The sequence below is a fragment of the Nitrosospira briensis genome, from assembly GCF_900115125.1.
In the GTDB taxonomy this organism is placed as follows: Bacteria; Pseudomonadota; Gammaproteobacteria; order Burkholderiales; family Nitrosomonadaceae; genus Nitrosospira; species Nitrosospira briensis_A.
Genome location: NZ_FOVJ01000002.1, coordinates 242,528 through 265,576, shown reverse-complemented (window position 1 = coordinate 265,576; position 23,049 = coordinate 242,528). Strand labels below are relative to the sequence as shown.

At 54.2% G+C, this 23,049-nt stretch carries 17 protein-coding genes; 9 read left to right on the top strand and 8 right to left on the bottom strand.

Annotation, left to right across the window (positions count from 1 at the left end; translation table 11 throughout):
- Nucleotides 1-108 precede the first annotated feature (108 nt).
- Nucleotides 109-915 carry an NYN domain-containing protein gene (locus tag BMZ14_RS06575; RefSeq protein ID WP_074795991.1) on the top strand — a complete coding sequence of 269 codons (807 nt, stop codon included), beginning with the start codon at nucleotides 109-111 and terminating at the stop codon, nucleotides 913-915.
- A gap of 145 nt (nucleotides 916-1,060) precedes the next feature.
- On the opposite strand, the gene BMZ14_RS06570 is transcribed toward BMZ14_RS06575, so the two are convergent.
- From BMZ14_RS06570 to lptD, 5 genes are all read right to left on the bottom strand, one after another.
- A complete protein-coding gene (locus BMZ14_RS06570; RefSeq protein ID WP_083396696.1) occupies nucleotides 1,061-1,705 on the bottom strand; it encodes a lytic transglycosylase domain-containing protein in 645 nt (214 codons plus the stop codon).
- A gap of 177 nt (nucleotides 1,706-1,882) precedes the next feature.
- Nucleotides 1,883-2,653, bottom strand: a complete 771-nt coding sequence (gene rsmA / locus BMZ14_RS06565) for a 16S rRNA (adenine(1518)-N(6)/adenine(1519)-N(6))-dimethyltransferase RsmA (protein ID WP_074795989.1) — start codon at nucleotides 2,651-2,653, stop codon at nucleotides 1,883-1,885.
- 83 nt (nucleotides 2,654-2,736) lie between these two features.
- Nucleotides 2,737-3,714 (bottom strand): 4-hydroxythreonine-4-phosphate dehydrogenase PdxA, encoded by a 978-nt coding sequence (pdxA, locus tag BMZ14_RS06560; protein ID WP_074795987.1) that lies wholly within the window; start codon nucleotides 3,712-3,714, stop codon nucleotides 2,737-2,739.
- Between the two features lie 63 nt (nucleotides 3,715-3,777).
- Nucleotides 3,778-5,100 (bottom strand): peptidylprolyl isomerase, encoded by a 1,323-nt coding sequence (locus tag BMZ14_RS06555; protein ID WP_074796522.1) that lies wholly within the window; start codon nucleotides 5,098-5,100, stop codon nucleotides 3,778-3,780.
- Between the two features lie 76 nt (nucleotides 5,101-5,176).
- On the bottom strand, nucleotides 5,177-8,023 hold the full coding sequence (gene lptD / locus BMZ14_RS06550; protein WP_074795985.1) for an LPS assembly protein LptD: 2,847 nt from the start codon (nucleotides 8,021-8,023) through the stop codon (nucleotides 5,177-5,179).
- 580 nt (nucleotides 8,024-8,603) lie between these two features.
- Between lptD and mpl the strand changes: the two genes are divergently transcribed.
- Nucleotides 8,604-9,968, top strand: coding sequence for a UDP-N-acetylmuramate:L-alanyl-gamma-D-glutamyl-meso-diaminopimelate ligase (mpl, locus tag BMZ14_RS06545; RefSeq protein WP_074795983.1), 1,365 nt, complete (start codon nucleotides 8,604-8,606; stop codon nucleotides 9,966-9,968).
- An 18-nt stretch (nucleotides 9,969-9,986) separates the two neighbouring features.
- Here the strand turns inward: mpl and BMZ14_RS06540 are convergent, their stop codons facing one another.
- The gene (locus BMZ14_RS06540; RefSeq protein WP_074795981.1) at nucleotides 9,987-10,514 is read right to left on the bottom strand and encodes a DUF3617 domain-containing protein; all 528 of its coding nucleotides are present in this window, start codon (nucleotides 10,512-10,514) and stop codon (nucleotides 9,987-9,989) included.
- A 222-nt stretch (nucleotides 10,515-10,736) separates the two neighbouring features.
- Between BMZ14_RS06540 and BMZ14_RS06535 the strand changes: the two genes are divergently transcribed.
- From BMZ14_RS06535 to BMZ14_RS06525, 3 genes are all read left to right on the top strand, one after another.
- Entirely contained in the window at nucleotides 10,737-11,414 is a 678-nt protein-coding gene (locus tag BMZ14_RS06535; RefSeq protein WP_074795979.1) for an ankyrin repeat domain-containing protein, read from the top strand.
- A gap of 169 nt (nucleotides 11,415-11,583) precedes the next feature.
- Nucleotides 11,584-12,609: a hypothetical protein gene (locus BMZ14_RS06530; protein ID WP_074795977.1), complete on the top strand. Its 1,026-nt coding sequence runs from the start codon at nucleotides 11,584-11,586 to the stop codon at nucleotides 12,607-12,609.
- Nucleotides 12,564-14,396: a hypothetical protein gene (locus BMZ14_RS06525; protein WP_143071917.1), complete on the top strand. Its 1,833-nt coding sequence runs from the start codon at nucleotides 12,564-12,566 to the stop codon at nucleotides 14,394-14,396. Before BMZ14_RS06530 ends, BMZ14_RS06525 begins: the two co-directional genes overlap by 46 nt.
- Nucleotides 14,397-14,456: 60 nt before the next feature.
- Here BMZ14_RS06525 and BMZ14_RS06520 read toward each other — a convergent pair whose 3' ends face one another.
- Both BMZ14_RS06520 and BMZ14_RS06515 read right to left on the bottom strand, forming a co-directional pair.
- Nucleotides 14,457-15,731 carry a cytochrome P450 gene (locus tag BMZ14_RS06520; RefSeq protein WP_074795975.1) on the bottom strand — a complete coding sequence of 425 codons (1,275 nt, stop codon included), beginning with the start codon at nucleotides 15,729-15,731 and terminating at the stop codon, nucleotides 14,457-14,459.
- Between the two features lie 57 nt (nucleotides 15,732-15,788).
- A complete protein-coding gene (locus BMZ14_RS06515) occupies nucleotides 15,789-17,990 on the bottom strand; it encodes a di-heme-cytochrome C peroxidase (protein ID WP_074795973.1) in 2,202 nt (733 codons plus the stop codon).
- 509 nt (nucleotides 17,991-18,499) lie between these two features.
- On the opposite strand from BMZ14_RS06515, the gene BMZ14_RS06510 reads away from it, so the two are divergent.
- The 4 genes from BMZ14_RS06510 (at nucleotide 18,500) to mtgA (ending at nucleotide 23,043) form a co-directional block, all read left to right on the top strand.
- A complete protein-coding gene (locus tag BMZ14_RS06510) occupies nucleotides 18,500-20,353 on the top strand; it encodes a ribonuclease catalytic domain-containing protein (RefSeq protein WP_074795971.1) in 1,854 nt (617 codons plus the stop codon).
- A 140-nt stretch (nucleotides 20,354-20,493) separates the two neighbouring features.
- Complete coding sequence (locus BMZ14_RS06505; protein WP_083396694.1) at nucleotides 20,494-21,426, top strand: energy transducer TonB; 933 nt, start codon at nucleotides 20,494-20,496, stop codon at nucleotides 21,424-21,426.
- Nucleotides 21,427-21,489: 63 nt separating this feature from the next.
- Nucleotides 21,490-22,320 carry a shikimate dehydrogenase gene (gene aroE, locus BMZ14_RS06500; RefSeq protein WP_074795969.1) on the top strand — a complete coding sequence of 277 codons (831 nt, stop codon included), beginning with the start codon at nucleotides 21,490-21,492 and terminating at the stop codon, nucleotides 22,318-22,320.
- 24 nt (nucleotides 22,321-22,344) lie between these two features.
- On the top strand, nucleotides 22,345-23,043 hold the full coding sequence (gene mtgA / locus BMZ14_RS06495) for a monofunctional biosynthetic peptidoglycan transglycosylase (RefSeq protein ID WP_177186924.1): 699 nt from the start codon (nucleotides 22,345-22,347) through the stop codon (nucleotides 23,041-23,043).
- Nucleotides 23,044-23,049: the final 6 nt, after the last annotated feature.

The following is a 23,049-nucleotide window of genomic DNA, read 5'->3' as shown; positions in this document are numbered from 1 at the left end:
TCATCCGACTAAACGGCAGTCGTTCCCTGATTGCTCTTACTTCCGCTTATTCGATGTGCTTATGGCCGGCCACGTTTAACTGTCAATAACACTAAAAACGGAATCATTTTGGCAACCCCACGACTCGCTGCAAAAATTGAATCCGAAGAGCCAGCCCTTCGATTGGCAGTTCTGATTGACGCTGACAACGCTCAAGCAGCTGTCATTGAAGGTCTCTTCGCGGAAATCGCAAGATTTGGCGTCGCAACTGTCAGGCGTATATACGGTGACTTCACTGCTCCAACAAGTTCCTCATGGAAGAAGGTATTGCAGCGATACGCTATCAAGCCGGTTCAACAGTTTGCATACACGACGGGGAAGAATTCCACGGACAGCACGTTGATTATCGATGCGATGGACTTGCTGTATACGCGAAAATTTGATGGTTTTTGCCTGATCACGAGTGACAGCGATTTCACTGGCCTGGCGATGCGATTGCGCGAAGAGGGACTTACGGTTTTTGGATTTGGTGAAAAGAAAACACCGGAAGCGTTTCGCAATGCCTGCCACAAGTTTGTGTTCACCGAGATTCTGCGCCCAAGCACCGCGGCTGAGCCGGTTGGTTTGCCGCAAAAATCCGGGAGTGAGCAAAAACCGGTTTCGCCTCTGACACCTGCCGAGTTAGCAGAGCCCAAGCTTAAATTCCCTAAAAACTTTGTTCTGTCTGCACTTGAGCAGTCGAGCGACGACTCTGGATGGGCGCATCTCGGGGCCTTCGGCAGTTATCTTACCAAGCTGGAACCCGACTTCGACGCGAGGCTATACGGTTACAAGAAGCTTTCCGATCTCATAAAAGCGAAGCCAGATCTCTTTGTAATAGAAGAACGACAAGCACCGGGGTCGAATCAAAAGGTTCTATACCTCCGCGCAAAATAGTGGCGGTTTTCTGATCTGCGGGCAAACACTTAGCAATTCCCGCATATGCCTGGGCCCGGTTTCTGGCTCTCCGTTTGTTTACGGGGAATCGCAGCAAGAAAACGTAGTCTTTTCTTTTTTACCCCTTATACGGACGAGCTTTTTCTCAGATTTCCTGTCGCCCATGAAGGCCGCCGTTCCCCTGATATCTGCGATAGAGGGCCAGAACCTTTGGCACGTAAGCTTTGGTCTCTTGAAATGGTGGAATCCGATTTCCATACTTGACGACATTATTCTCCCCGGCGTTATAAGCGGCCAGGGCCAGGCTCATATTGCCATCAAACATCTTCAACAGGTGGCTGAGATATCGGGCGCCTCCATGAAGATTTTGCACAGGGTCAAACCTGTCGGTAACGCCGTACCGTTTTGCGGTTTCGGGCATTAGCTGCATCAAGCCAGCCGCCCCCTTTCTGGAGATCGCCTTCGCGTTATAAGCCGATTCGACGGAGATAACAGCATGTATCAGCGCGCCTTCCAGTGCATAGGTCCGGGCGATGTCCTCGATCACCGCGCCATACTCGGCGTAGAACGACGTCGGCGGGCGCGGGTGATTTGCGATGGGAGGCGGTTTCTCGGCAACCGCCCCCTCAGGCGAAAGTGGAGCATACCGTTCATCAGTGGGTACATTGCTGAAATGCACCACGCCATATTCGTCGGTAAACGAGTAGATGATATCCGCAGACACATGCTGTGCGGGCCCGGAAGCCAGCAATGCTGCCAGTATCAGCGATGTCAAAGGCTTCGTGATCACGTGGGCGAAGGGAAATTCCAGCTATTGTTTCTTTTTTTGCGATTTGAAACGGCCTCTAAATTATATTCGCGCTTATGGCATTGGTTGCGCTAATAAAAGCCGTTTTAGCCCTTCATATCCCTCAGTCTGAAAATATTCCCCGGAAATATCCATAACCAGGTCTTTCGCCATGCAGAGCTATCGTCCACTCAGGTGGTGAGCCACTGCTACAAACTGCGCTACCGATAAGTTCTCTGCCCGTTGGCCGGCATCAATCTCTAGCGTCAGGTAGTCCTCCGGCTTGAGATAATCACGCAGCGTGTTGCGCAGGGTTTTACGCCGCTGCGAGAATGCGGCGGAGACAATACCGGCAAATAATTTTTCTTTACCCGCCTCAACGGGAGGTTGACTCAGCGGAACCATACGGACGACAGCCGACTCCACTTTAGGAACAGGATCGAAGCACTCGGGGGGGGCGATAAGCAGCTGTTCCATTTCGAAACGGCATTGCAGCATGACCGAAAGCCGTCCGTAATCCGACGTGGAGGGCGTAGCGATCATTCTCGCCACCACTTCCTTTTGCAGCATGAAATGCATGTCCCGGATGTTTTCCGCGAACTTGCTCAAATGAAACAGGATGGGCGTGGAAATATTGTAGGGCAGATTCCCTATCACCCGGATATCGTCTCCGATGGCGGAAAAATCGAACTCGAGTGCATCACCTGTGTGTATCGTCAATTTCTTTTCAGAAAACTCCCGGCGCAAACGCTCGACGATATCGCGGTCGATCTCCACCACATGCAGATGACCGAGTGCATGGAGCAGGGGCCGCGTGAGCGCGGCAAGCCCCGGCCCGATTTCTACCAGAAGATCGTTCTCGCGAGGATGAATGGCGCGGACGATGTCCGAGATAATCTGCTTATCAACCAGGAAATTCTGGCTAAAGCGCTTGCGGGGAATATGGCGCATGACTTGAATCTTTTATCCGGTAGCGTGGAAAATTTCCAGCTGTTGGTATTATTTTCTTCTTTGACTCGCGCGCATCCAGACAACTATCGTTTATTCCCGGCGAGCAACACCGCCATCTCGATCGCGGCCATCAGACTACCGGGATCGGCTCGGCCAGTGCCCGCCAAATCAAGGGCAGTACCATGGTCCACCGAAGTGCGGATAATCGGCAGTCCCAGTGTCACGTTGACGCCCATGCCAAAGCTGGCGTATTTCAGCACCGGCAGTCCCTGGTCATGGTACATGGCGAATATGCAATCATAATCTTTCAGCTTCGATGGATTAAACAGGGTATCCGCCGGCAGCGGACCGATCAGGTCCATGCCTTCCGCGCGCAACTTATCGAGAGAAGGAATGATGATGTCCAGCTCTTCCCTGCCAAGATGCCCGGACTCGCCCGCATGAGGATTTAATCCGGCGACAGCGATGCGGGGACTGGGAATGGCAAAGCGCATCGTCAGGTCGTGCTGAATGATGCGAAGCTTCTCGTCGAGCGTTTCAGGCGTGATTGCCGCTGCCACATCCCTGAGCGGCAGATGGGTAGTGGCAAGCGTTACTCTCATACTGCCGCCGACGAGCATCATCACTACCCGGCTGTTTGTAAGTTGCGCAAGAAATTCGGTGTGACCGGTAAAGGCTATGCCGCCATCATTGATAATGCCTTTATGTACCGGAGCGGTGACTATTGCCGAGAATTCTCCCTTACTGCATCCGTCGACGGCACGTTCCAGCGTCTTCAGAACATAACCAGCATTGGCCGCATCCAGTTTGCCGGGGGTAGCGGGTTTGGCGAGCGGCACGTGCAGTACTTGCAGGCTGCCGGATTCCTGCCGCGTTTCCGGAAGAGGCGGGTAGTGTCTTATCGTCAGCGGAAGTTGCAGTAGGCGGGCACGTTCCTGCAGCAATCCGCGGTCCGCGATGATGATCAGTTTGCACGGCAGATTCAGCTGGGCGATCTGCACACACAAGTCCGGGCCGATTCCCGCAGGTTCGCCTGCGGTAAGCGCGATCAGCGGGGCCATTGGTTCCCTGCGTTTGAGTTCATGGCGCCATCAGTGCTGATGGCTGGCCAGAGATTTTTGATCCTAACCTTCCTCCAGCCTGTATTCGACGTACGCCCGGTCGCGCAGCCGCTGCAGCCACTCCTGAAAGGCAGTTTCCGCCTTGCGGGCTCGTATCGCTTGGCGTGCAGCTTGACGCTGCCGCTCCTGGCTGACATCCTGGCTACGGCGCTCGATAACCTGAATCAAGTGCCAGCCAAATGGCGATTGGACCGGCTCGCTGATTTCTCCGGGCTTTAGCGCTTTCATGGCCTGCTCGAATTCCGGCACCGTATCCCCGGGCGATACCCAGCCCAGATCGCCGCCCGTCGGGGCGGTCGAATCTTCAGAATGCGCTTTCGCCAATTCCTCGAATTTCGCGCCATTTTCCAGGCGTTCTTTCAAATCCGTTATACGCCGCCGGGCGTCGGTTTCAGATGTAAGTTCACTGACTTTTATAAGAATATGGCGAGCATGAGTCTGATCCACTATTGTTACTGCGCTGTTTTGATTGCGTCGATCAACCAGCTTGAGAATATGAAAGCCGTTTGGGGACTGAATTATCGGCGTCACTTCGCCGGGCTTCGTCGAAACCAGTATTTCCGCGAATTTTTTTGTGAGTTGAGCAGCGGGCCGCCAATCCAGCAAGCCGCCCTCCATCGCGTCAGGCGCATCCGAAAATTCCGCGGCTACCTGGGAAAAGTCGGCGCCGTTTTTTAGTTGCTCCAGAGCGGCTTCCGCCCGCTGCCGCCTGACCTCGATTTGTTCGGGAGGGGCTCCCTCCGACGCCTGCACCAGAATGTGGGCAATCCGGTATTCGTCGTTATTGACGGAGGGGTCATCCTGTGTTTCGAGATAGCTATCGACTTCTCCCTCGGTCACACTCACCCGGTTGCTTACCTCGCGTTCTTTCAGCCGCACCAGAATGATCTCGTCGCGAATCTCGTCGCGGAATTTGTTGAAGCTGATCCCATCCTGCTCCAGTGCGTTATAAAATTCCTGTATCGACATTTTGTTTTCCTGGGCGATGCGGCGCAGGGTCTGGTCGAGCTCGGTATCGCTCACAGTCAAGCCTGTTTCTTTCGCAAGTTGCAACTGGACCCGGTTGACAATGATACGCTCCAGGAGCTGCTTTTCCATTACAGCCGGGGGAGGGGGTTGTACTCCCTGTTTCTGCAATTGCTTATGCGTGGCTTTAAGCATCTCATCCAGTTCATGACGTGTCACCACGTTCTCATTCACAACCGCGACAATATGATCAATGGTCTCGATACCATGAGCAGGCGTCTGGGCAATCGCCACCAAGGCGACCAGAAGCACCAGCCGAATAGGGGAAACAAGGGGACGTGACAAAAATTTCGCACCCATGTAATTAAGCATTATCAGAATTGCAGAGGAACGGAATGATGTGATTCAAGCGAAGAGTGACAGTTTGAGGTTCCGTCTACGGCCCTTCTATAAAACCGCTTCCCTGGCTACCGGTTCTGGTATATCCGGGAATGCTGCGCTGCAACACCGTTAGCGGGTTTGAGCCGATCTGCATCAGGCCGTTCAACTCAAGTTGCAAAAAAGCCGCGGTTGTCGTTCTCTGAGTGGCAAGGGTCAGATGCTGGACCACGAATCGCAAGGACCAGCAGCAGGCATTATACTCAAGTCCCGCCAGTCCTTCCAGAATTCTCTGATCCTGTAGCGAATAGTTCAGGCGGGCCACGGTTTGCCATCTTTCGGAAAAACGCCACTGGCTGGAGGCGTCCACCTGGTGCAGCACATCCCGCGTAAAACGGTAGCCAAAATTTACTACCCTGCCGGGTTCCGGGCGATAGCTCAATCCTGAACGTACCACGTCGGCCATGAATCGGGTCTGATCGAATTGCACGCTGCTATCGGTGCTGATGGTAGGCGTGATGAAGCCCGTTACGGCGGCGACAAAATCCGGCCGGCGGTTAATAGTCTCAGGCGCGTCCAGCGATATGCGGCGATTGATAAAGCTCAGTTGCTGGCCGACGGCAACACGCAAACGCTCTTTCCCGGTACCAGGTTCTATCAGGCGTGAAGTCAGCGCGAAGCTCACCTGATTCGCATCGTTGATACGATCGCTGCCACTGAAGCGGTTTTCGGTCAGCATCTGAGCAAAGCTGAAGTCAGTCTTGGCGGAATCAAAATTAGGGAGATGTCCCTGCTCGCGGAATGGCACGTACACATAGAAGAGGCGTGGCTCCAGAGTCTGGGTGAACCGTTCACCGCGCAGTTCTATCTCGCGATCGAATGCAACCCCGCTATCCATGCTGACTATCGGCAAGGTTCGCTCGGGATTTTCCTCCGGTGTCGCAGCGTTGGCATCCAGGTCATAACGGGTATGGTGTATGCCAACCTTGGGCGTAATGTAACCAAATGCGTTGCGAAGCGGATAGCTGATGCTGGGAAAAATGACGGCGCGATTGCCGTTTATCCTCGTGGGATGGGAAAAATTAGTCCAGCTTCCGATAAGATTCAGCTCGGCTCCGAAAACGTCCGGTTTGTTTGCGATGAAAGCAACTTGCGGCAGGCGCTTATAGGGGACGACGATGGAAGCTAGAGGATCCTGAATTGTCTGGAAACTCTGTACGAGCGAAGTGACATTCAGTGTGCCGTCGTCTCCGAGTCCGCGATTGTAGGAAAGCAAGCCCTGCTGCAACAGGTTGGTCCTGGAGGTCAGATTCAGGCTGTTGCCGAGATCGCGGAAATAGGCGTCATCCGAAACCCGGTTATAGTCAAGACGGGTGGAAAAGCCGTTTCCCAGGTTATGGTTGTGCGCGAAGGTTGTGCGCCAGCGGCTCTCCTTGGTATCCATGTCATACGGCAACACATCAACCAGCAAATTGCTGCTTGAGTTTTTGCCCAGATAACGAACTTCGTTGTTCAGCGCGACGCCCCGTTTGGACATCGTGCGCGCCGAGAATGTCGCGTCGTAATTGGGCGCGATGTTCCAGTAGAAGGGCAGGGTCAGTTCGAGCCCGGTTCTCACGCTGGTGCCGTAGGTGGGCGCAAGCAACCCCGATTTACGTTTCCCGCTGTATGAGAAATTCATCCAGGGGGTATACAGGATCGGCACGTCCTTGAATGTCAGTTTAACCCTCCGGGCGGTACCTTCCTTTTCCTCGTCATTCAGCTTCAGGTCGGCCACCTGGAGGTACCAATCGTCATCTCCGGCTGGGCAGGTGGTATAAGTAGCCTGTTTGAGCCGATATTGGTTCTCACCTTCCAGCAGCAGCGAGTCGGCATAACCCCGGCTGCTGGCATCCTTTAAACGATAGCGGGGTTCGCTGAGCTCGCCGGTTTTGCTCAGCAGGTTGAATTTGAGCTTGGAACCCTCCAGTATGTCCCCACGCTGTTCAACGCGCACACTGCCTTCTGCCTCGGCATCGTCGGTATCCTGATAATATTTCAACCGGTCGGCCGAGATAAACTGTTCGCCGTTGGAAAGCTCGGCCCTGCCTATTGCCTCGACTTCCTTGTCCGTGTGCCCCTGCAAGCGCTCCGCTGTCACAAATATCGGTCTGGTTTTGGGCGGCCCTGTATCCTCACCGGGTGTTGCCACCCTGATTTCTGTTTCCGGCTCACCCTGGCCGCCCAAGCGGAGTTTTTCATCCACGCCCTGTTCAAGGTGGCCACGGATGCGTTCAGCCTCGGCAAACGTCGGCTTGTCTCCTTCTGTTTCGATACCGGCTCCCGGCGTTGCCCCCTTGTCGGCGCGTTTTGATACCTGCGATGCAACGCCGCCGCGCTGGCTGCCGCGCAATGTGATTTCATCTTCTTGCACAGCATGCCCAGTCAAGCGCTCAGCCCCACCCGCCGCGGGTCTGTTTTCCCGATTTTCCGCCTCGGTTGGCGAGCCGGCAGGGGTGGGCTCGCTTTTTAACGCTGGCGATCGTGTATAGTTCTGCTGCGAACCGGTTCCGGCGGTCCCAGGCGCTTCCGGTGCCTCCGGCGTACCACGGGCTCGTTCAGGAGAAACATTGTTTTCGGCCGTGCCTTCGGTTTTTTGCCCGGATTTCGCGGGGTCGGCCGAGATAACATGACGTCGCCGCAGCTCGGCCTCGCCCTCGGCCCCGGCCTCATATTCGTGGTGGCCCTGTATGCGCTCGTTGTCGATAAGCACAGGCTTGTCGCCGTTGATTTCCGCCTGGCCCCGCGGCACCATTCGTTCGTATTTGTTTTTCGAGGCGGGCGCTGGCGTTTCCGCGCGTGCGTTACACGCAAGACAAAATATAAAAACAGACCAGCAAACGGGACGGGAAAAACGCGATTTCATGGGAGGATATTCAACCTGAAAAAGCCATCATCCCGGTACCGATGAATCGCCGTTTTCAGATATACCAGTCTCGCACCGCAGGTATTGAAGCGTGAGGACACGTAGCGTATTGGAGTGGAAATCGAGGGCGTCGCGCGCTGAGCCTGATGCTCAGCTGGCCTTGATGGTGAAATAAGGGAGGACAAAGCCGTAAGTGTAACAAAAAACGGGAGACAAGCCATGAATAGGCGGTGACAGCGGCAGGCGGTGCATGGGAATACGTTGAAAAATGCGGTACACAGACAGGCGCGGGGATGATGTTTAAGGAGAGACCGGCTTCAAGTTGTAGTTCCAGTACGTGAAATAGGGGTTGGCGGAGTCACTGAAGAACGGCCGGATATTAGAGCGCTGGCCGTGCGCCGTGCTCTGTCGGCGCCCAAGTGTGACGTCCAGAGGCGGTCCAGGCTGCCAACTGAGGTGCGGCGCCGATTTGCCGCAACAAATCCATTTGTAATCCATTTTCACGTAGTGCTGATTAAGGCCGATAATCTTACTCCTACGTGTACTGGCGAGAAATTCATTTCATATTCAGGAGTAGAACTTGCATATTCATATTCTCGGCATTTGTGGAACTTTCATGGGCGGGATCGCCGCAATCGCGCGAGAAGCGGGTCATAAGGTTACGGGCTGCGACGCAGGCGTTTATCCACCCATGAGCACTCAGTTGAATGCGCAGGGCATCGAACTGGTCGAAGGGTACTCGCGGGATCAAATCGGGCTGAATCCCGACCTGTTCATGGTGGGCAACGTGGTAACACGCGGCAACCCGCTCATGGAGGAGATTCTCAACCGGAACCTTCCGTATACTTCCGGTCCTCAATGGCTCTCGGAGAACGTCCTGCGCGAAAAATGGGTTCTGGCTGTCGCCGGTACTCACGGCAAGACAACGACGAGTTCCATGCTGGCATGGATTCTCGAATATGCCGGAATGGAGCCGGGCTTCCTAATCGGGGGCATACCCGGCAATTTCGGGACGTCAGCCAGACTGGGCGGTTCAAGTTTTTTTGTCATCGAAGCGGACGAGTACGACACCGCTTTTTTCGACAAGCGCTCCAAGCTTGTCCATTTTCGTCCCAGAACCGCCGTTCTCAATAACCTCGAATTTGATCATGCGGACATTTTCGCGGATCTTGCTGCAATCGAGCAGCAGTTTCACTATTTTATACGCGTGATACCCGGCAATGGTCTTATCATCACCAATGGCACCGAGGAGAATCTCGAGCGTGTGCTATCGAGGGGATGCTGGACGCCAGTGGAAAGGATAGGAGTGGAACATGGATGGCGGGCCAGCGTATTGGCGGACGGCGGAGTCGGTATTTCCTTTTTAGGCAAACCTCAGGGAAATTTGAACTGGGCGCTGCTGGGAGAACATAACCGGATGAACGCATTGGCTGCGCTGGCCGCCGCACGCCACGCCGGCGTGCCCGTGAATACCGCTATTGCGGCCTTAACGCAATTCAAGAACGTCAAGCGCCGCATGGAAATCCGTGGCGTAGTCAGAGGCATCACCGTCTATGATGATTTTGCCCATCATCCAACAGCGATCCGAACAACGATCGGCGGCCTGCGCGATAAGGCAAGGGGCGCGCGCATCATCGCCGTGCTGGAGCCTCGCTCCAACACGATGAAGATGGGCGTGTGGAAGGAAAGCCTGGCGGAAAGCCTGGCAGGAGCGGATCTGTCGTTTTGCTATAACGCCAACCTGGGCTGGGACGCGAAAGAGGCGCTGGCTGCGCTGGGTGCGAAAGCTGTGACACACGATACGCTCGAACCCTTGATCGAATCCGTGGCGGCGGTCGCCCGCCGCGGCGATCACGTGCTCGTCATGAGCAACGGCAGCTTCGGCTGCATCCACGAAAAGCTGCTCAAGGCGATCGAGAATGTGGGCGAAGCCGCCACAAGTTGACGAGCGGCAGGAAAACGGCTACTGCGACTTTGCCGTTCCACAGCTTGCACTGATCCATCGGCCATTGGTGTCCGCGTGCTCGTTGACAGGCGTATTTTGTACGCTACCATTAAATATGGTCCATCCCGTAAAGCTTTCCGGAGTCGTGAACGTTCCTTCAGCTCGTCCATTGCCCTTTAATTGGGGATTCGCGCAGACGATGTCCATTTTGTAGCTGTTCTCTATGCGGATCCCGTTTTTAATGCCACATCCGGATTGTTGTGCATGAAAATAGGATGGAATTTCCTGATCCGCCATTTGCTGGGTGATGCAAACCCTGGATGTCGCCGTCCCGTCCTGGATTCGGGGCACATCCACTCCGTATTGCCTGGCAAGGCTTGTCAGTTTTTGCATTTGGTCCTGCGGAATTTGAGGCACCAGAGCCAGCAGCATCGACGTAGTCGTAACCTCCCACAAGCCGGGACGTATGTTGTGCTCTTTGTAATCCGCGGCTCCTGCTGCTGAAACCATCGATAGCAATGATAGTAATGAAAGAATCTTTCGCATTGAATCTCCAAAAACAGTAACACCAGCTTCAGTGTATTTATTGATCGGGTAAGCGACAGGATTTTGCCGTTTGAACTTGATGTTTGATCTTGATAACTTGGGTCGGTTCACTTCCGGGAGCGCAACAGTGACGAGACGGGAAAGCAGGGCAGGCGATGGCGGGGCGAGATCAAGTAACCCGTTTTTATTGTGAACTGAAATCAGGGATATGAGGGGTTGGCCATGAAAAGCGGAATTCAAATAATCCAGCGGCGCAACTATAAGCATGTTTTAGGCATGTTGATAATATCGATCTGCATATCCGCGAACACATGGGCCGGTATGGATGATGGCGAACTCGTCACCGCGGCTGGCAAAGGCGATCTCTCCAGGGTCAAGGCGCTGCTCGATGCCAACGCCAATGTGAACGCCAAGGCAGACGGCGGGACCACTGCGCTGATAGCGGCATCGCAAAACGGCTACGAAGAGGTAGTGCAGATGCTGCTCGCCGCGAAGGCAGATGTAAATGCGAAGACGGGCAATTGTACTACCGCATTGATGCGGGCGGCGCAGAAAGGTCATGAACAGGTAGTGCAGGAGTTGATTGCCGCCAAAGCGGATGTGAATGCACGAAGGGAGGATGGCATCACTGTTTTGATGCAAGCATCGCAGGAGGGACACCCAAGGATAGTACAGATGCTGCTCGCAGCCGGGGCCAACGTGGATGCGCGGCTGGATAACGGTGCTACCGCGTTGATGCTGGCGTCGCAGATTGGCGATGCTGCAGTGGTGAAGGCGTTGCTGGCAAAGAAGGCCAATGTAGACGCCAAGGCAGGTAACGGCGTTACCGCGCTGATGCTGGCGTCGAAGTATCGCCACCAGGACGTGGTGAAACTTCTCAAAGCGGCGGGCGCCAGATAAGGGCGCACTTCACGCCCTCTTGATGCCTTGATGCTTGCATAACAATCGTCGAGCTGAAAACGCGGCGGAATAAACATGCAGGGGGAAAACCATTGTCTATAATAAATTCCTGGCATTGCCACCACTGTAGCGGCAGTATTGGTTTCCCTATCACTACGCAGGGGTCGACATGTTCCCATACTCGGATCCAGCAGGACGAAATTTCCTCGATAACAATGCCGTAGCCGACATCTTCCGGCAGCAGTTGCAAGGGTTCTATGACACCTTTGCGCGCCGTGTCAATTCCGGTTTCACCTGGCTCGAAGCGCTCGATCAGTTGTCAGGTGGCCAGGCGAGTCAAGAGGTGAGTGTAGGCTGGTCGTCATTTCCTATAACGGCACAGGCGACCGATGCCTTGATAGATCGTGACCGCTTCGAGTACCAGGACGAATACGTGGAATGGCGCACGGAAACGAACCAGGGCGGGTTGACGCAAGTAACATTTACCACGGAATTTCCGGAATACTTTGAAGCTTTTGCTGCGCTCGGTTTTAATGATTTAGTGAACGCAATTCAGGATGTGATGCCCGGCGCGAACCCGACGGTGGCAGAACTGTTTGGCCGGGGATTCAATGCTGCTTCCAGCCCGCCTCTCGGCCGAGCACGGATGTTTCGGGCTCATCTGCAGGAAAACCCGTGGAATAACGGAGAGAAGGGGATACTCTGCCTGACCCAACGCTTCAATACACTCAACGCATTGTTCAATTTACTCGCAGCGTGCAGTGTCCGCAGAACGCAAGGTACTCCCGAAAATACCTGCTCCCTCGTTGGAGATGCCTGCGGGCCGGCCCGAAGTTCTGATCCCGCTTTATGCGCTACAGCACAGCGGAGCGTCCGGGGTAATCTGGGATTGAGTTTGCGCGACCCGACGGGCGTGCGCATTGTGAAATTGGATGGGGTCTGGAGGATCAATAATAGTACGATCGACATCAACGATCCTGCCCAGAATCAGGGGAGTTGGGTAATGAGCAGGAACGCACGGCGAGCTGTCCTGACTATCGAGGCTGGGTTAACGGTGGACGGAAGTCCAGTTAGAACCGGAGCGCAGATTGCCCGCAAGCTCCAGGTTGCGGCCGACGTTCTGGCAGCGCCAGACGCGGCGCTTCCCGAATGGGCGCGCGTCGGTGTGGAGTCCAGTTCGCGTGGGCCAGAGTGATTGCGATGCGCGCCTCCTGGCGAAAATTTGTTGCATTACTTGACCAATCTCGGGTACGGGTTACCGGAATAATACGAGGACGTGCCATTGTCCTTGCCGGGATATTCGTATTGCTTGTTCCTGGCTTCGCGTATGCCCAGTCGTCCACGCTCCAGTTAAAACAGACGAGGAATGAATCTCAACCCCAGCTATTGACGGCTGCGGAAATTGCCAACCTTGGTGATCCATTCTTCAACCTGCTACTCAAGGACAAGGCCGACAAGGTGATGCTTGCGGATGTGCTGGATGCGATACAGCCCAACGCCTCTAACCGGCACTTATTCGTGGTTAGCGAACGTATCGTCCAAAAGGCAAGGATGGGATTTCGGCGCGCGGTGTTAGCGTTCGACGGCGCGAATGGCGGCGAGACGCTCAAGGGTAACGTTATGTTGTCACTCTCGTTTGGACCGGACGGCTTCCCGGAAGACAGCGAGATTGAAGCGTGGGGCTGGGATGATCAACGAGGGCGATACAACTATTACAAGCTGGATTCCGCGGGTTCGCCGACAGGTGCGATGATATGGAAGTTTCGCGGGTCCTCTGAAAAAGCAGACTTGCAAACCCCTGCGGAGCGGGCGGGAACCTGCCTGCGATGCCATGTGGCAGGCGCGCCGATCATGAAGGAGCTTTTTTTTCCCTGGAACAACTGGCACGCCGGGGTAGGGGGAAGCTTTGTAGCGGACTATCTCGACGGGAACTCGTCTAATCCGAACAAATGGCCAGCGGCCAACACGCCTCCCTTTGAGCGTCTTTCCACAGCAGACAAGCTCGAGACGGATTTTCTCATTCCCACGTTCAAGCGGTTTAACCGGGCGCGTCTGAACGCAATGCTGAAGCGCGAGGACGCCAACGGGACCCCCTCCAGTTCCACTGCGGGGCGGATGACTATGCTGGAAGGCAGCCGCCTGCTGAAACCCTTGTTTCAAGCGACTGAAATCAACCTGATCTCATCGCGCAACACGTCAGGAATTCATCCGTTTGGAAGCGCGGCCGACTTTGTCCCGACACTCGGCATACAAATCCCGGCGTCGTTTTTCCTCAACAATCACCTGATTGCTGGCGGGGGCACAGGAGGTTTAGGCGGGCTCAAGCTGACCAATGCGAACGAGTTTTCTACTTTCGCAAAACTGAGTCAACAGGAAAACAAGGACCTTGTCGAGAAGTTCAAACTCCTCCTGAATGGGGTGCGGGGCGATACCCACTTCGCCTGGTTCGTGCCGGAACCCGGCTTCGTGGAAAATGATCTCATTGATCAGGCACTGCAACTTGGCGTTATTACGCCACACTTCCTGGCCGCCGTGCTGTCGCTGGATTTGGAGGCGCCGGTCTTCTCGGACACGCGCGCGGAATTGCTGAAGTTCGTGCCGGATCAGTTCGAGTTTATACCGGTTGCTCCGGGCGTAGATCCCGTCACCCTACCCCGGGATGCCACGAACGATTTGCTCACACAAGCGGTAGTCTCCCGCATTAATCAAGCTGATCCGGCGCCGGGTACCAATGCTGACGAGTTCCGCAAACTGCTGACCTCGCCGGACTCGGTTGATGACCTGCGGAAGCGGGTACAAGTCTACGTAAACCGCGTCAAAGAAGCACTCGATTCAGCGGGCCCCGACGGGCGGAAAGCTGAACTGGAGCGTCTGTACGGTTTACTGGTGGAGCGGCGCCGCCTCATGCAAATGCATCCGGTCCTTCAAAACCTGGATGAAACCAACGGTCAGTTACTCATGCCGCTCCGGGCAGAGGACTGAGAACTGCCTTGGATTACTGCCGGCCTGAGCGCGACTTGGGCGCTGAGGCCGGCATTTCCTTCATGCGGTCCAGGATAGGTGGTATTCTTCAGGAAAAGGTCCCGACTTATAGTCGATCAGGCCTTTAGCGGCGATGTTCTGCCGGTCCAGGACCTGGCGCACCATCTCCGGAATCATGACCATGCCTACGTAGCGTCCCAGGCATTCGTGACTGCCGAACCCGAAGTGAAAATAATTATACCAATTGCGTTGGGGAATGAACTCATCGGGGGACTCGAACGCCCGTTCATCGAACATTGCCGACAAGGTGACGGGCAGAACATGAGTGCCCTTGCGAAGAACCGTTTCATGTCCCGTGCCCTTGGCTGCGGTGTAATCGCTCGCGGTGGTCCGGAACAAATAAGGCGTGATCGGCACAAAACGCAGGGCCTCCCAGACTATGCCATCAAATTCGGCAGGCTGTTCATGCTGAGCCGCGGTTTTTGCCTTGGCAAGCCATTCAGGACGATCTATCAGATATTGGATTACCTGGGCAACTGCTTGGGAGGTGGTCTCGATTGCGCCAATTAAAAGACCTCCCGCGTTGATTCCCAGGCGCTTGATGTCAAAATCCAGCTGTTTTGGGTAGTCCGTACGCAACATCCTGGTTACGATATCGTCGTCGAGCCGAACGAGCGTGGAAAGCGTCACCTGTTCCGCTTTTACCTGCAGGGTGCGACGAGCGATAAGCTCGACTATGAATATACCCAGTTTTTTTGAGGTTTCGTTGTGGCGGTCAATGATATATTGTGATTTTTCCGGAGGCAGCAAGTCAAACGGCTGGTTGTGAAAGGTGTCGACCTGATTCCAGTAAGACCACTCGATCAGGTCAGCTCGCTTGGCGCCGGTCAGCCCGAAATATTCCCGTACCACGGTGGCCGGCACCATGCGGCAGTATTTACCCACCACTTCGATGCTTCCATTGGCGGAATCGAGTATCTCCTTGCCAATCTTCGCCACCATCTCGCGCACGGCGGGCAAATCGTCACGATTCAACATGCATTGCATCAGGGATTTTTCCCTCGTATGCAATGCATCGTCGTCGTGCATCATCAAATAATCGCCCATTTTCGAAACGTAGGGCTCAACCGTAAATACCTTCGGCATGTTCAGCACTTCCCTGACATCGTCGAAACGAGTCACCAGGGTAAATTTCGGGGTGACCAGAATGGGCCGTTTTTCCCGTAATTCCTTGAAAAATGGCAAAGGTTCCGTATCGATCCAACGTCGGGCCAACAGAGATTTATCTGCATCGGCAGCGGCGTCATACTGCTCCAGGTAACGGCTTTCACTCATCGGTAGCTCCCTTATGATTCGTATGTTATGAATATAGGAAAATTACAGCGGATTGGATCATAGCGTTTTCATGTATTCAACCAGGTCGAAACGGTCTTCCCTTGACATGGGATACAGACATTTGTCCTTGATGGATGGATCCAGATCTTCGTCTTTAACCTTGTCGTCTTCACACTGTTCTTTAATTTTCTGGTCTGCAGGCCCGTCAGACTCGTCGGCCAAGCGCCGCGCTCCATATTCGTGCCCCGCATTGCTATTTCCCTTGGTATAGCCTCCTGTCCTGTCGTCCCAAATTCCCCTGGTATTGAATGTAAAGCCTTCGTAACCGCTGCTTTTGAACCCAACCTTGACCGGATCGAATTCCCGCGACCCGACTACGAACTCATCAGGCCGGTATTCCCCGCTTTCCGGGTCTCCAGGTCTCTTTTTCGGCAGCAGTAAATCGTAGAGCGTAGGTACGGAACCGTTATGCAGGTAAGGCGCAGTTGCCCAGATGCCATTTAACGGCCGGGCCTTGTACGATTTCAGCGAGGCAACCGGATCGGCTGTCGTGTCGGGATCATAATCGCCGTGCTTGATCGAAGGTTTGATTACATTGTCACGAAACCCTGTCGCCAGATTATAGGCCCACTCGCCCCAACGCTGCAGGAACCACTTGTCGGGTTCGGGATTGGCGACGACCCCTATTGTCGCTTTTGTCAGCAAGGCTGAAACCGGCGCGCGCTGACTGAGCAAAATGTCGCCCACCCCACCGGCGCCGACATACATATTTCGTTGTATGCCCGAGAAACCCTGGTAATTTACGCTGTTCTCCGCCATCTGAGCATCGGTGCCGACATCGGTGGCTCTCGACATATGCGCCACGATGCGGCGATCCGGATCCTCGCGCTTGATGTTCGCATGACAACTCACGCAATGCTGATTGAACAGCGATCTCCCCTTGTCCAGACGAGCCTCGTCAATGCGCGGCAGGATATTTCCTGGCCATAGCGGAGATTGCAGGGTTAGCAGGCGGGCCTCTATCCGTCGCAAATTCATTACATTAACGGAAGAGTCGTAGCTGATGTGCTTGCTGAACAAACCTTGGCCGGTAATGAATGCCGGCAATGAAAATCCCTCTCTTTCCGTCCAATCCAGCGTTCCGAATACGCCAATCGCCTCTCCCGCATTGCGGGCGATAGCCTTCAACCCGGCATTTTCCGTCAGCCCGTTCCACTGGACATAATCATGCTGAGGAGTGTCCCACAGGAAAGGATAGCTGACTGGGGCATTAGGCATATTGAACAGCTTTGTCCTAAGCTTCCAGAGCGATTCGAGTGCGTCACGCCCTTTCTTCTCGTTCAAGGCTTTCACGAGATTTTCAACTATCCGGTCACGCTGCGCACCGCTTAGAACGCGCACATTCTCAGTATCGCGGAATATTGCGTCCAGCTCTTCTTCGCTTATCACGCCTTTTTTCATCACATTTGGATCGCGCAATAGCTCCCTGAGTGCCTGGACGTTTACCGTATGTTCCAGGACCCGGTTATAGATTCGTCCAAATGCATCCAGCCGCGCGAAACCATAGTGTGTCGTACTGTAGTTGATCGTAATGTAATTGGTGAGACGCTGGGTGTACTTCCTGAGATCAGCCTCGACTTCCTCCTCCGTTTTATATTTTCCCCGGGCCAGGACGTTCTCCACGAAACGTTTCCGGACTTCGCCATTTTCTAGAGCAGCCTTCATTGCGCGTACAATATCTGCCATGAAAGTTTCCATGTCAGCCCCTGCCGGGCCACCGTCGATGCGTATGCCTTTACCCTTATAGTTTATTTGTCCCGTATGACAGGCCGCGCAGGTTATGCCGATATACTCTTCATCCTTGTAAATATCCTTGACGAAGCCGACCGGGAGTGCATCAGGATTACTGGACGTGGCTTTCTGCGGGAGATAGCGGTAGCGATTGTTCATATTCTCGTTACCGCGGATCAACTCGGACGTGCCCGGCCGCTCCAGCGCCATGAAAAAATCATAGGGCATCATGTTCGATCCCTGTGTAACGGTATAAAACCAGAGACTGTCGGAGGGTTTCCAGTTCTGGCTTGGGAGATACTCTACCGTGCTGAAGTGATCGCCAAAAACATCCTCCTTGACAGTGGTTGCGCCGCGGTCCGGATCGGAGTCAAGTGCGGCGCAGGCAGGCAAGAGCACAATCACAAGCATCAACGCAGCAGGAATAAGAAGTGTGTGACGTTTCCCCGGCGCATGAGATTGTTTCATTGTGACTCCCTTTCTGTAAATGTAAATAGCGAGGTTGAGCAAGAGCAATGTTCTTTAAATCATTATAGTTGATTCCCGCGAAATATCCGGCAAGGCCAGAACAGTGTTGTTGAGGAAAATTCTTTATCGAATCTTTTTTGAAACTGACTCAGCAGGGGGGAAAGGAAGTATCAAAGAGTTTCGGGTTGGAAGCGGCAACGCGGCGCAGTCAATCGTCCCACGGCTGGGTTGTATAAAATCGAAGTGGAGAGAAAACTTTTCTTTCAAATCACGATCAAATTCGGGATGTCTTGATCTCCTCCTGTCCCGCATCCTGGACTGGAAGCCGATGGGAAGCCATGCCGGCCATCGGTGTCCACGACGTAGTGAACGCTTTACTCAAGCCGGGGCGGGTTCCTCCGATCTCTGGAGAGTCTACGTTTGGGGCTATAATTTACCGTTGTCACGCTAGTTGAACCCCGCGTTTTGCGCTTCTCGTTACTTTTAACAGTATTGTCCGCGAACCATTGATGAATGTTTTTTACGAAGAGGAAGGCACCTTCAAGGTGGGCGCCATTCTTGCCGATAACACGACTTCGCTTCAGGTGGAAGCGCCTCACGGCAAGCGCGCAAAAATAAAGGCGGCCTCAGTGCTGCTGCGCTTCAACGCGCCTTCCCTCTCTGAGTTCATGGATCTTGCGCAAAAAACCGCGGAGGATCTGGATCCGAATTTTCTGTGGGAATGTTGCGAAAGCGAAGAAGAGTTCGCCAGTGATGCGCTGGCTGAGGAGTATTTTGGCCACACAGCGACACCGGAGGAAGCGGCGGCGGTATTGATCCGGTTGCATAGCGCGCCCATGTATTTCTACAAGAAAGGCCGTGGGCGCTACAAGGCAGCGCCGCCGAAAGCGCTTGAGGCGGCACTTGCGGGCCAGGAAAAAAGGCGCCGCCAAGCAGAGCAACAGACGCGCTACGTGCAATTACTGAATGAGTTTACCCTGCCGGAAGAGTTCAAGCCGTTGTTGCTGAATCTGCTCTACCGGCCCGACAAGAACAGCCTCGAGTGGAAAGCACTGGAAACCGCCTGTGCTGCAAGCAAGCTGAGCGCTTCCCGACTGCTGGAAAAATGTGGTGCGATCCCCTCTACGCACGACTACCACCTCAACCGTTTTTTGATGGAGCATTTTCCGGAAGGCATTGACTTTGGCGCATTGGATACGAGTGAGCTCAGCGATCCGGCGGATTTACCGATAGCGGATGTAACTCCCTTCAGCATTGACGATGTCACCACTACGGAAATCGACGACGCGTTTTCCGTCACGCCGCTGACTTTGGGCAGTTTTCGCATCGGTGTACACATCGCGGTTCCAACCTTGGGAGTCGCACCGGATTCGCCCCTGGACGCGGTGGCGGCACAGCGTCTGTCCACTGTTTATCTTCCCGGCAGCAAGATCACGATGTTGCCGGAGGCCGTGATACAGCACTATACATTGTGCGAAAACCAGTTGCGTCCGGCCCTCTCGATGTACCTCGACGTGGCGGATGATTTCACGGTTTTCGCTACGAGTAGCCGCCTCGAACAGATAAGGGTTGCAGCCAATCTTAGGCATGACACGCTGGAGGAGCATTTTAACGAATACGCCCTGGCGGCCGGAAATGTTGATCATCCTTTCGGCAAGGAGTTGCTGGCGCTATGGAATTTCGCGCTCAAGATGGAAGCGGTCAGGGGGAAGACCAACGATAGCAATAACGAGAGGATCGATTATTGTTTCAATGTCACGGACGATCACATTACCATCTGTCCGCGCCGCCGGGGCTCGCCAATTGACAAGGTGGTGTCGGAACTGATGATTTATGTCAACGCCGAATGGGGCAAGCAACTTGCAGACAGCGGCGTGGCAGGCATTTATCGCAGTCAGGGTGGCGGCAAGGTGAGGATAAGCACCTCTCCGGCGCCGCACCAGGGCTTGGGCGTTTCACAGTATGCGTGGATCAGTTCGCCCATGCGGCGCTATGTCGACTTCATCAATCAAAGACAGCTTGTAGCGCTTTTGCGCGGCGAAACGCCCCCTTACACGAGGGAGAGCGAGAGCCTGCAACAATATATGCGAAGTTTCGAAAGTGCTTATGAGGTCTACGGAGATTTTCAGCGCAACATGGAGCGCTACTGGTGCCTGCGCTGGCTATTGCAGGAGAACGTCAGTACAACGGGTGCACAGGTAATAAGGGAAAACCTGGTAAAGCTGGATTGTCTGCCACTGGTTGCGCGGGTGCCTTCGTTACCTGAAGTACCCTCCGAAACGAATGTTGAAATTGAAATTTCCAATATCGACTTGCTGGAACTCACTTTCACAGCCAAGTTCCTGCGCAAGGTGCAGACGTAAACCCAAAAACCGCAGTCTACCTCGTCCAATTGCCGGATTCGGGTCAAAATTTTATTGCCAATAATGTGACGAACGGCGTCATTGTGTTTAAAATGGCCTGAAATTTTTTTCTCCAGCACAGTTCTTTTACTCTTCAGAAATTGAGCACCGCTCCCGATTTATTCGAACGTAGTATAGCTGCGACCACCGGCTGGCCGTTAGGTACGTCCTCACGCTTGAACCTGGCGATACTGGCGTCGATAATTCTCCATGCGGTGGTCTTGTTTGGCATCACCTTCAAATTTCCGCTTCCAGAAAACAGCAAAGCTTTCACATCGCTGGAAGTGGTGCTGGTAAACAGCAGGTCCGCATCCAGGCCCAATAAACCTGACGCACTGGCGCAGGCCACCCTCGACGGTGGGGGCAATACCGATAGCAATCGCCGTGCAAAAACACCTTTTCCGGTTATTCCAAAACACAGCAATACGGCGGATACCGTCGCGGATACCGCTGTGGCCACGCAAAAAATGGAGCAGCTTGAACAGGAAGAACAGCGGCTGATGGCAGCGGTCAATAGCGACGATGACCACAGCGTTTATCAGGCTGACCTCCCTTTCGCACAATCAGAACAAAGTCAGGCTTTTGATGCGTCCGATCTGCTTCAGCGAAGTTTTGAGATCGCTCGGCTGGAGGCGCAGACCGCCCAGAATCACGAAGTTTATCAAAAGCGCCCCAAGCGCAAATTTGTGGGCGCCCGTACACAGGAATATCGCTTTGCCCGTTATGTCGAAGATTGGCGCCTCAAGGTGGAACGCGTCGGCAACCTGAATTATCCTGAAGCAGCGAGGCGTGAACAGCTTTACGGAAACTTGCAACTCACCGTAGGCATTAAGTCGGATGGCAGCCTGGAATCAATCGCTATAAACCGCCCTTCAGGAAAAAAAGTTCTGGATGAAGCGGCGGTACGAATTGTCAACTTGGCCGGGCAAAACGGGTTCGCTCCTTTCCCGCCTGAAATCAGCCGGGATACCGATGTTCTCCACATTACCCGAACCTGGGTATTTACCCGCTCGGATCAACTGGCAAGCGAGTAGCGATATCTGAAGATAGCTGCAGGTTGTCGTCCGTGATCCCGTATCAAATCAGGCAACCTCTTAATGACCGATTTCTACGCCGTTATCGGCAACCCGATTGCCCACAGCAAGTCGCCGCTGATTCATGCCGAGTTTTCCCGGCAAACCGGTCAGGATATCCGGTACGAGGCCATACTGGCGCCGGTGGATGCATTCCCCGCAACCGTAAGCAGCTTCAGGGCGCGCGGAGGCAAGGGCGCGAACGTAACCGTTCCATTCAAGCTTGAAGCCCACAAGATTTCCACCCGTCTGACTGAACGGGCTCAAGCTGCGCAAGCGGTCAACACGCTCGTGTTTGAACCCGGCGGAATCGCCGGTGATAATACGGACGGTGCCGGGCTGGTGCGCGACATCCGAGCCAATCTGAAGTTTTTGATTAAAGCCAGGCGGGTTTTGCTGATGGGCGCCGGAGGCGCTGCCCGGGGCGTTATACTACCGCTGCTGGAGCACAAGCCGCAGGTACTCGCCATCGCCAACCGCACCAAACAGAAAGCTTGTGAATTGCAGCAACTATTTTCACGCTACGGCAACGGAAACATCGTTTCCGCGGCGTACGCTGATCTTGCTGGTGAAAAATTCGACCTTGTCATCAATGCCACCTCTGCCAGCCTACGGGGCGAGTTGCCAGCGCTTCCCGCCGGAATTTTTGCTGACGGGTCTCTCGCTTATGACATGATGTACAGTGATGGACTCACACCTTTCCTGCAATATGCCAAACAGCAGGGTGCAGCGCGCCTGGCGGATGGTATCGGCATGCTGGTGGAGCAAGCGGCGGAATCGTTCCTGCTATGGCGCGGAATACGGCCGGAAACGGCGCCGGTAATTGAAATGCTCGGATCTTGCACGACAAGTTAAAAAACATAATGACGCCACAAACACATGGGAACGTTCATCACGCGCTGGATCTGGCGAATTTTTTTGCTTTCTATCGGCGCCGTCCTTGTCTATCAATCCTGGATTTTCAGCCATGTGGTTTACTGGAATTTTTATAACCCGTCTTCCAGCGCCTTTATGGAAGACCGGCTGGATGCATTACGCCAACGAAATGCAGCAACGGTGCTGTGCGCACAGTGGGTCCCATACGAGAAAATCTCTCCCAGCCTCAAGCGAGCGATAGTTGCTGCCGAGGACAGCAAATTTCTGGTACATGAGGGTTTTGATTTCGAGGCTATTCAGCTAGCCTATGAAAAGAACCTGAAAAAGGGCAAACTGGTTGCGGGGGGGTCCACCATCAGCCAGCAACTGGCAAAAAATTTATTTTTATCCGGTGAAAGAACTCCCTGGCGTAAAATCCAGGAAGCTATTATCACGCTGATGCTGGAAAACGTGATGTCCAAACGCCGCATCCTGGAAATTTACCTGAACGTGATCGAATGGGGTCACGGTGTGTTCGGGGCGGAGGCGGCAGCCCGTCACTACTATGGCGTTTCGGCTTCTTCTGTAACTGTGGAACAGGCCTCTCGCCTTGCCGCCATGATTCCGAGTCCGCGCTTCTACGACAAAAATCGTAATACGCCCTGGTTGTCGAAGAAAGCCCGTATCATACGCAGCCGGATGGCAGCGGCACAAATTCCCTGAAAGCCC

Bases quoted from the DNA above. Each gene is read 5' to 3' on its own strand.
- rsmA (WP_074795989.1), bottom strand. From the start codon at position 2,653: ATGCGCCATATTCCCCGCAAGCGCTTTAGCCAGAATTTCCTGGTTGAT.
- pdxA (WP_074795987.1), bottom strand. From the start codon at position 3,714: ATGGCCCCGCTGATCGCGCTTACCGCAGGCGAACCTGCGGGAATCGGC.
- BMZ14_RS06555 (WP_074796522.1), bottom strand. From the start codon at position 5,100: ATGGGTGCGAAATTTTTGTCACGTCCCCTTGTTTCCCCTATTCGGCTG.
- lptD (WP_074795985.1), bottom strand. From the start codon at position 8,023: ATGAAATCGCGTTTTTCCCGTCCCGTTTGCTGGTCTGTTTTTATATTT.
- BMZ14_RS06540 (WP_074795981.1), bottom strand. From the start codon at position 10,514: ATGCGAAAGATTCTTTCATTACTATCATTGCTATCGATGGTTTCAGCA.
- BMZ14_RS06535 (WP_074795979.1), top strand. From the start codon at position 10,737: ATGAAAAGCGGAATTCAAATAATCCAGCGGCGCAACTATAAGCATGTT.
- BMZ14_RS06530 (WP_074795977.1), top strand. From the start codon at position 11,584: ATGTTCCCATACTCGGATCCAGCAGGACGAAATTTCCTCGATAACAAT.
- BMZ14_RS06525 (WP_143071917.1), top strand. From the start codon at position 12,564: ATGGGCGCGCGTCGGTGTGGAGTCCAGTTCGCGTGGGCCAGAGTGATT.
- BMZ14_RS06520 (WP_074795975.1), bottom strand. From the start codon at position 15,731: ATGAGTGAAAGCCGTTACCTGGAGCAGTATGACGCCGCTGCCGATGCA.
- BMZ14_RS06515 (WP_074795973.1), bottom strand. From the start codon at position 17,990: ATGAAACAATCTCATGCGCCGGGGAAACGTCACACACTTCTTATTCCT.
- BMZ14_RS06510 (WP_074795971.1), top strand. From the start codon at position 18,500: ATGAATGTTTTTTACGAAGAGGAAGGCACCTTCAAGGTGGGCGCCATT.
- aroE (WP_074795969.1), top strand. From the start codon at position 21,490: ATGACCGATTTCTACGCCGTTATCGGCAACCCGATTGCCCACAGCAAG.
- mtgA (WP_177186924.1), top strand. From the start codon at position 22,345: ATGGGAACGTTCATCACGCGCTGGATCTGGCGAATTTTTTTGCTTTCT.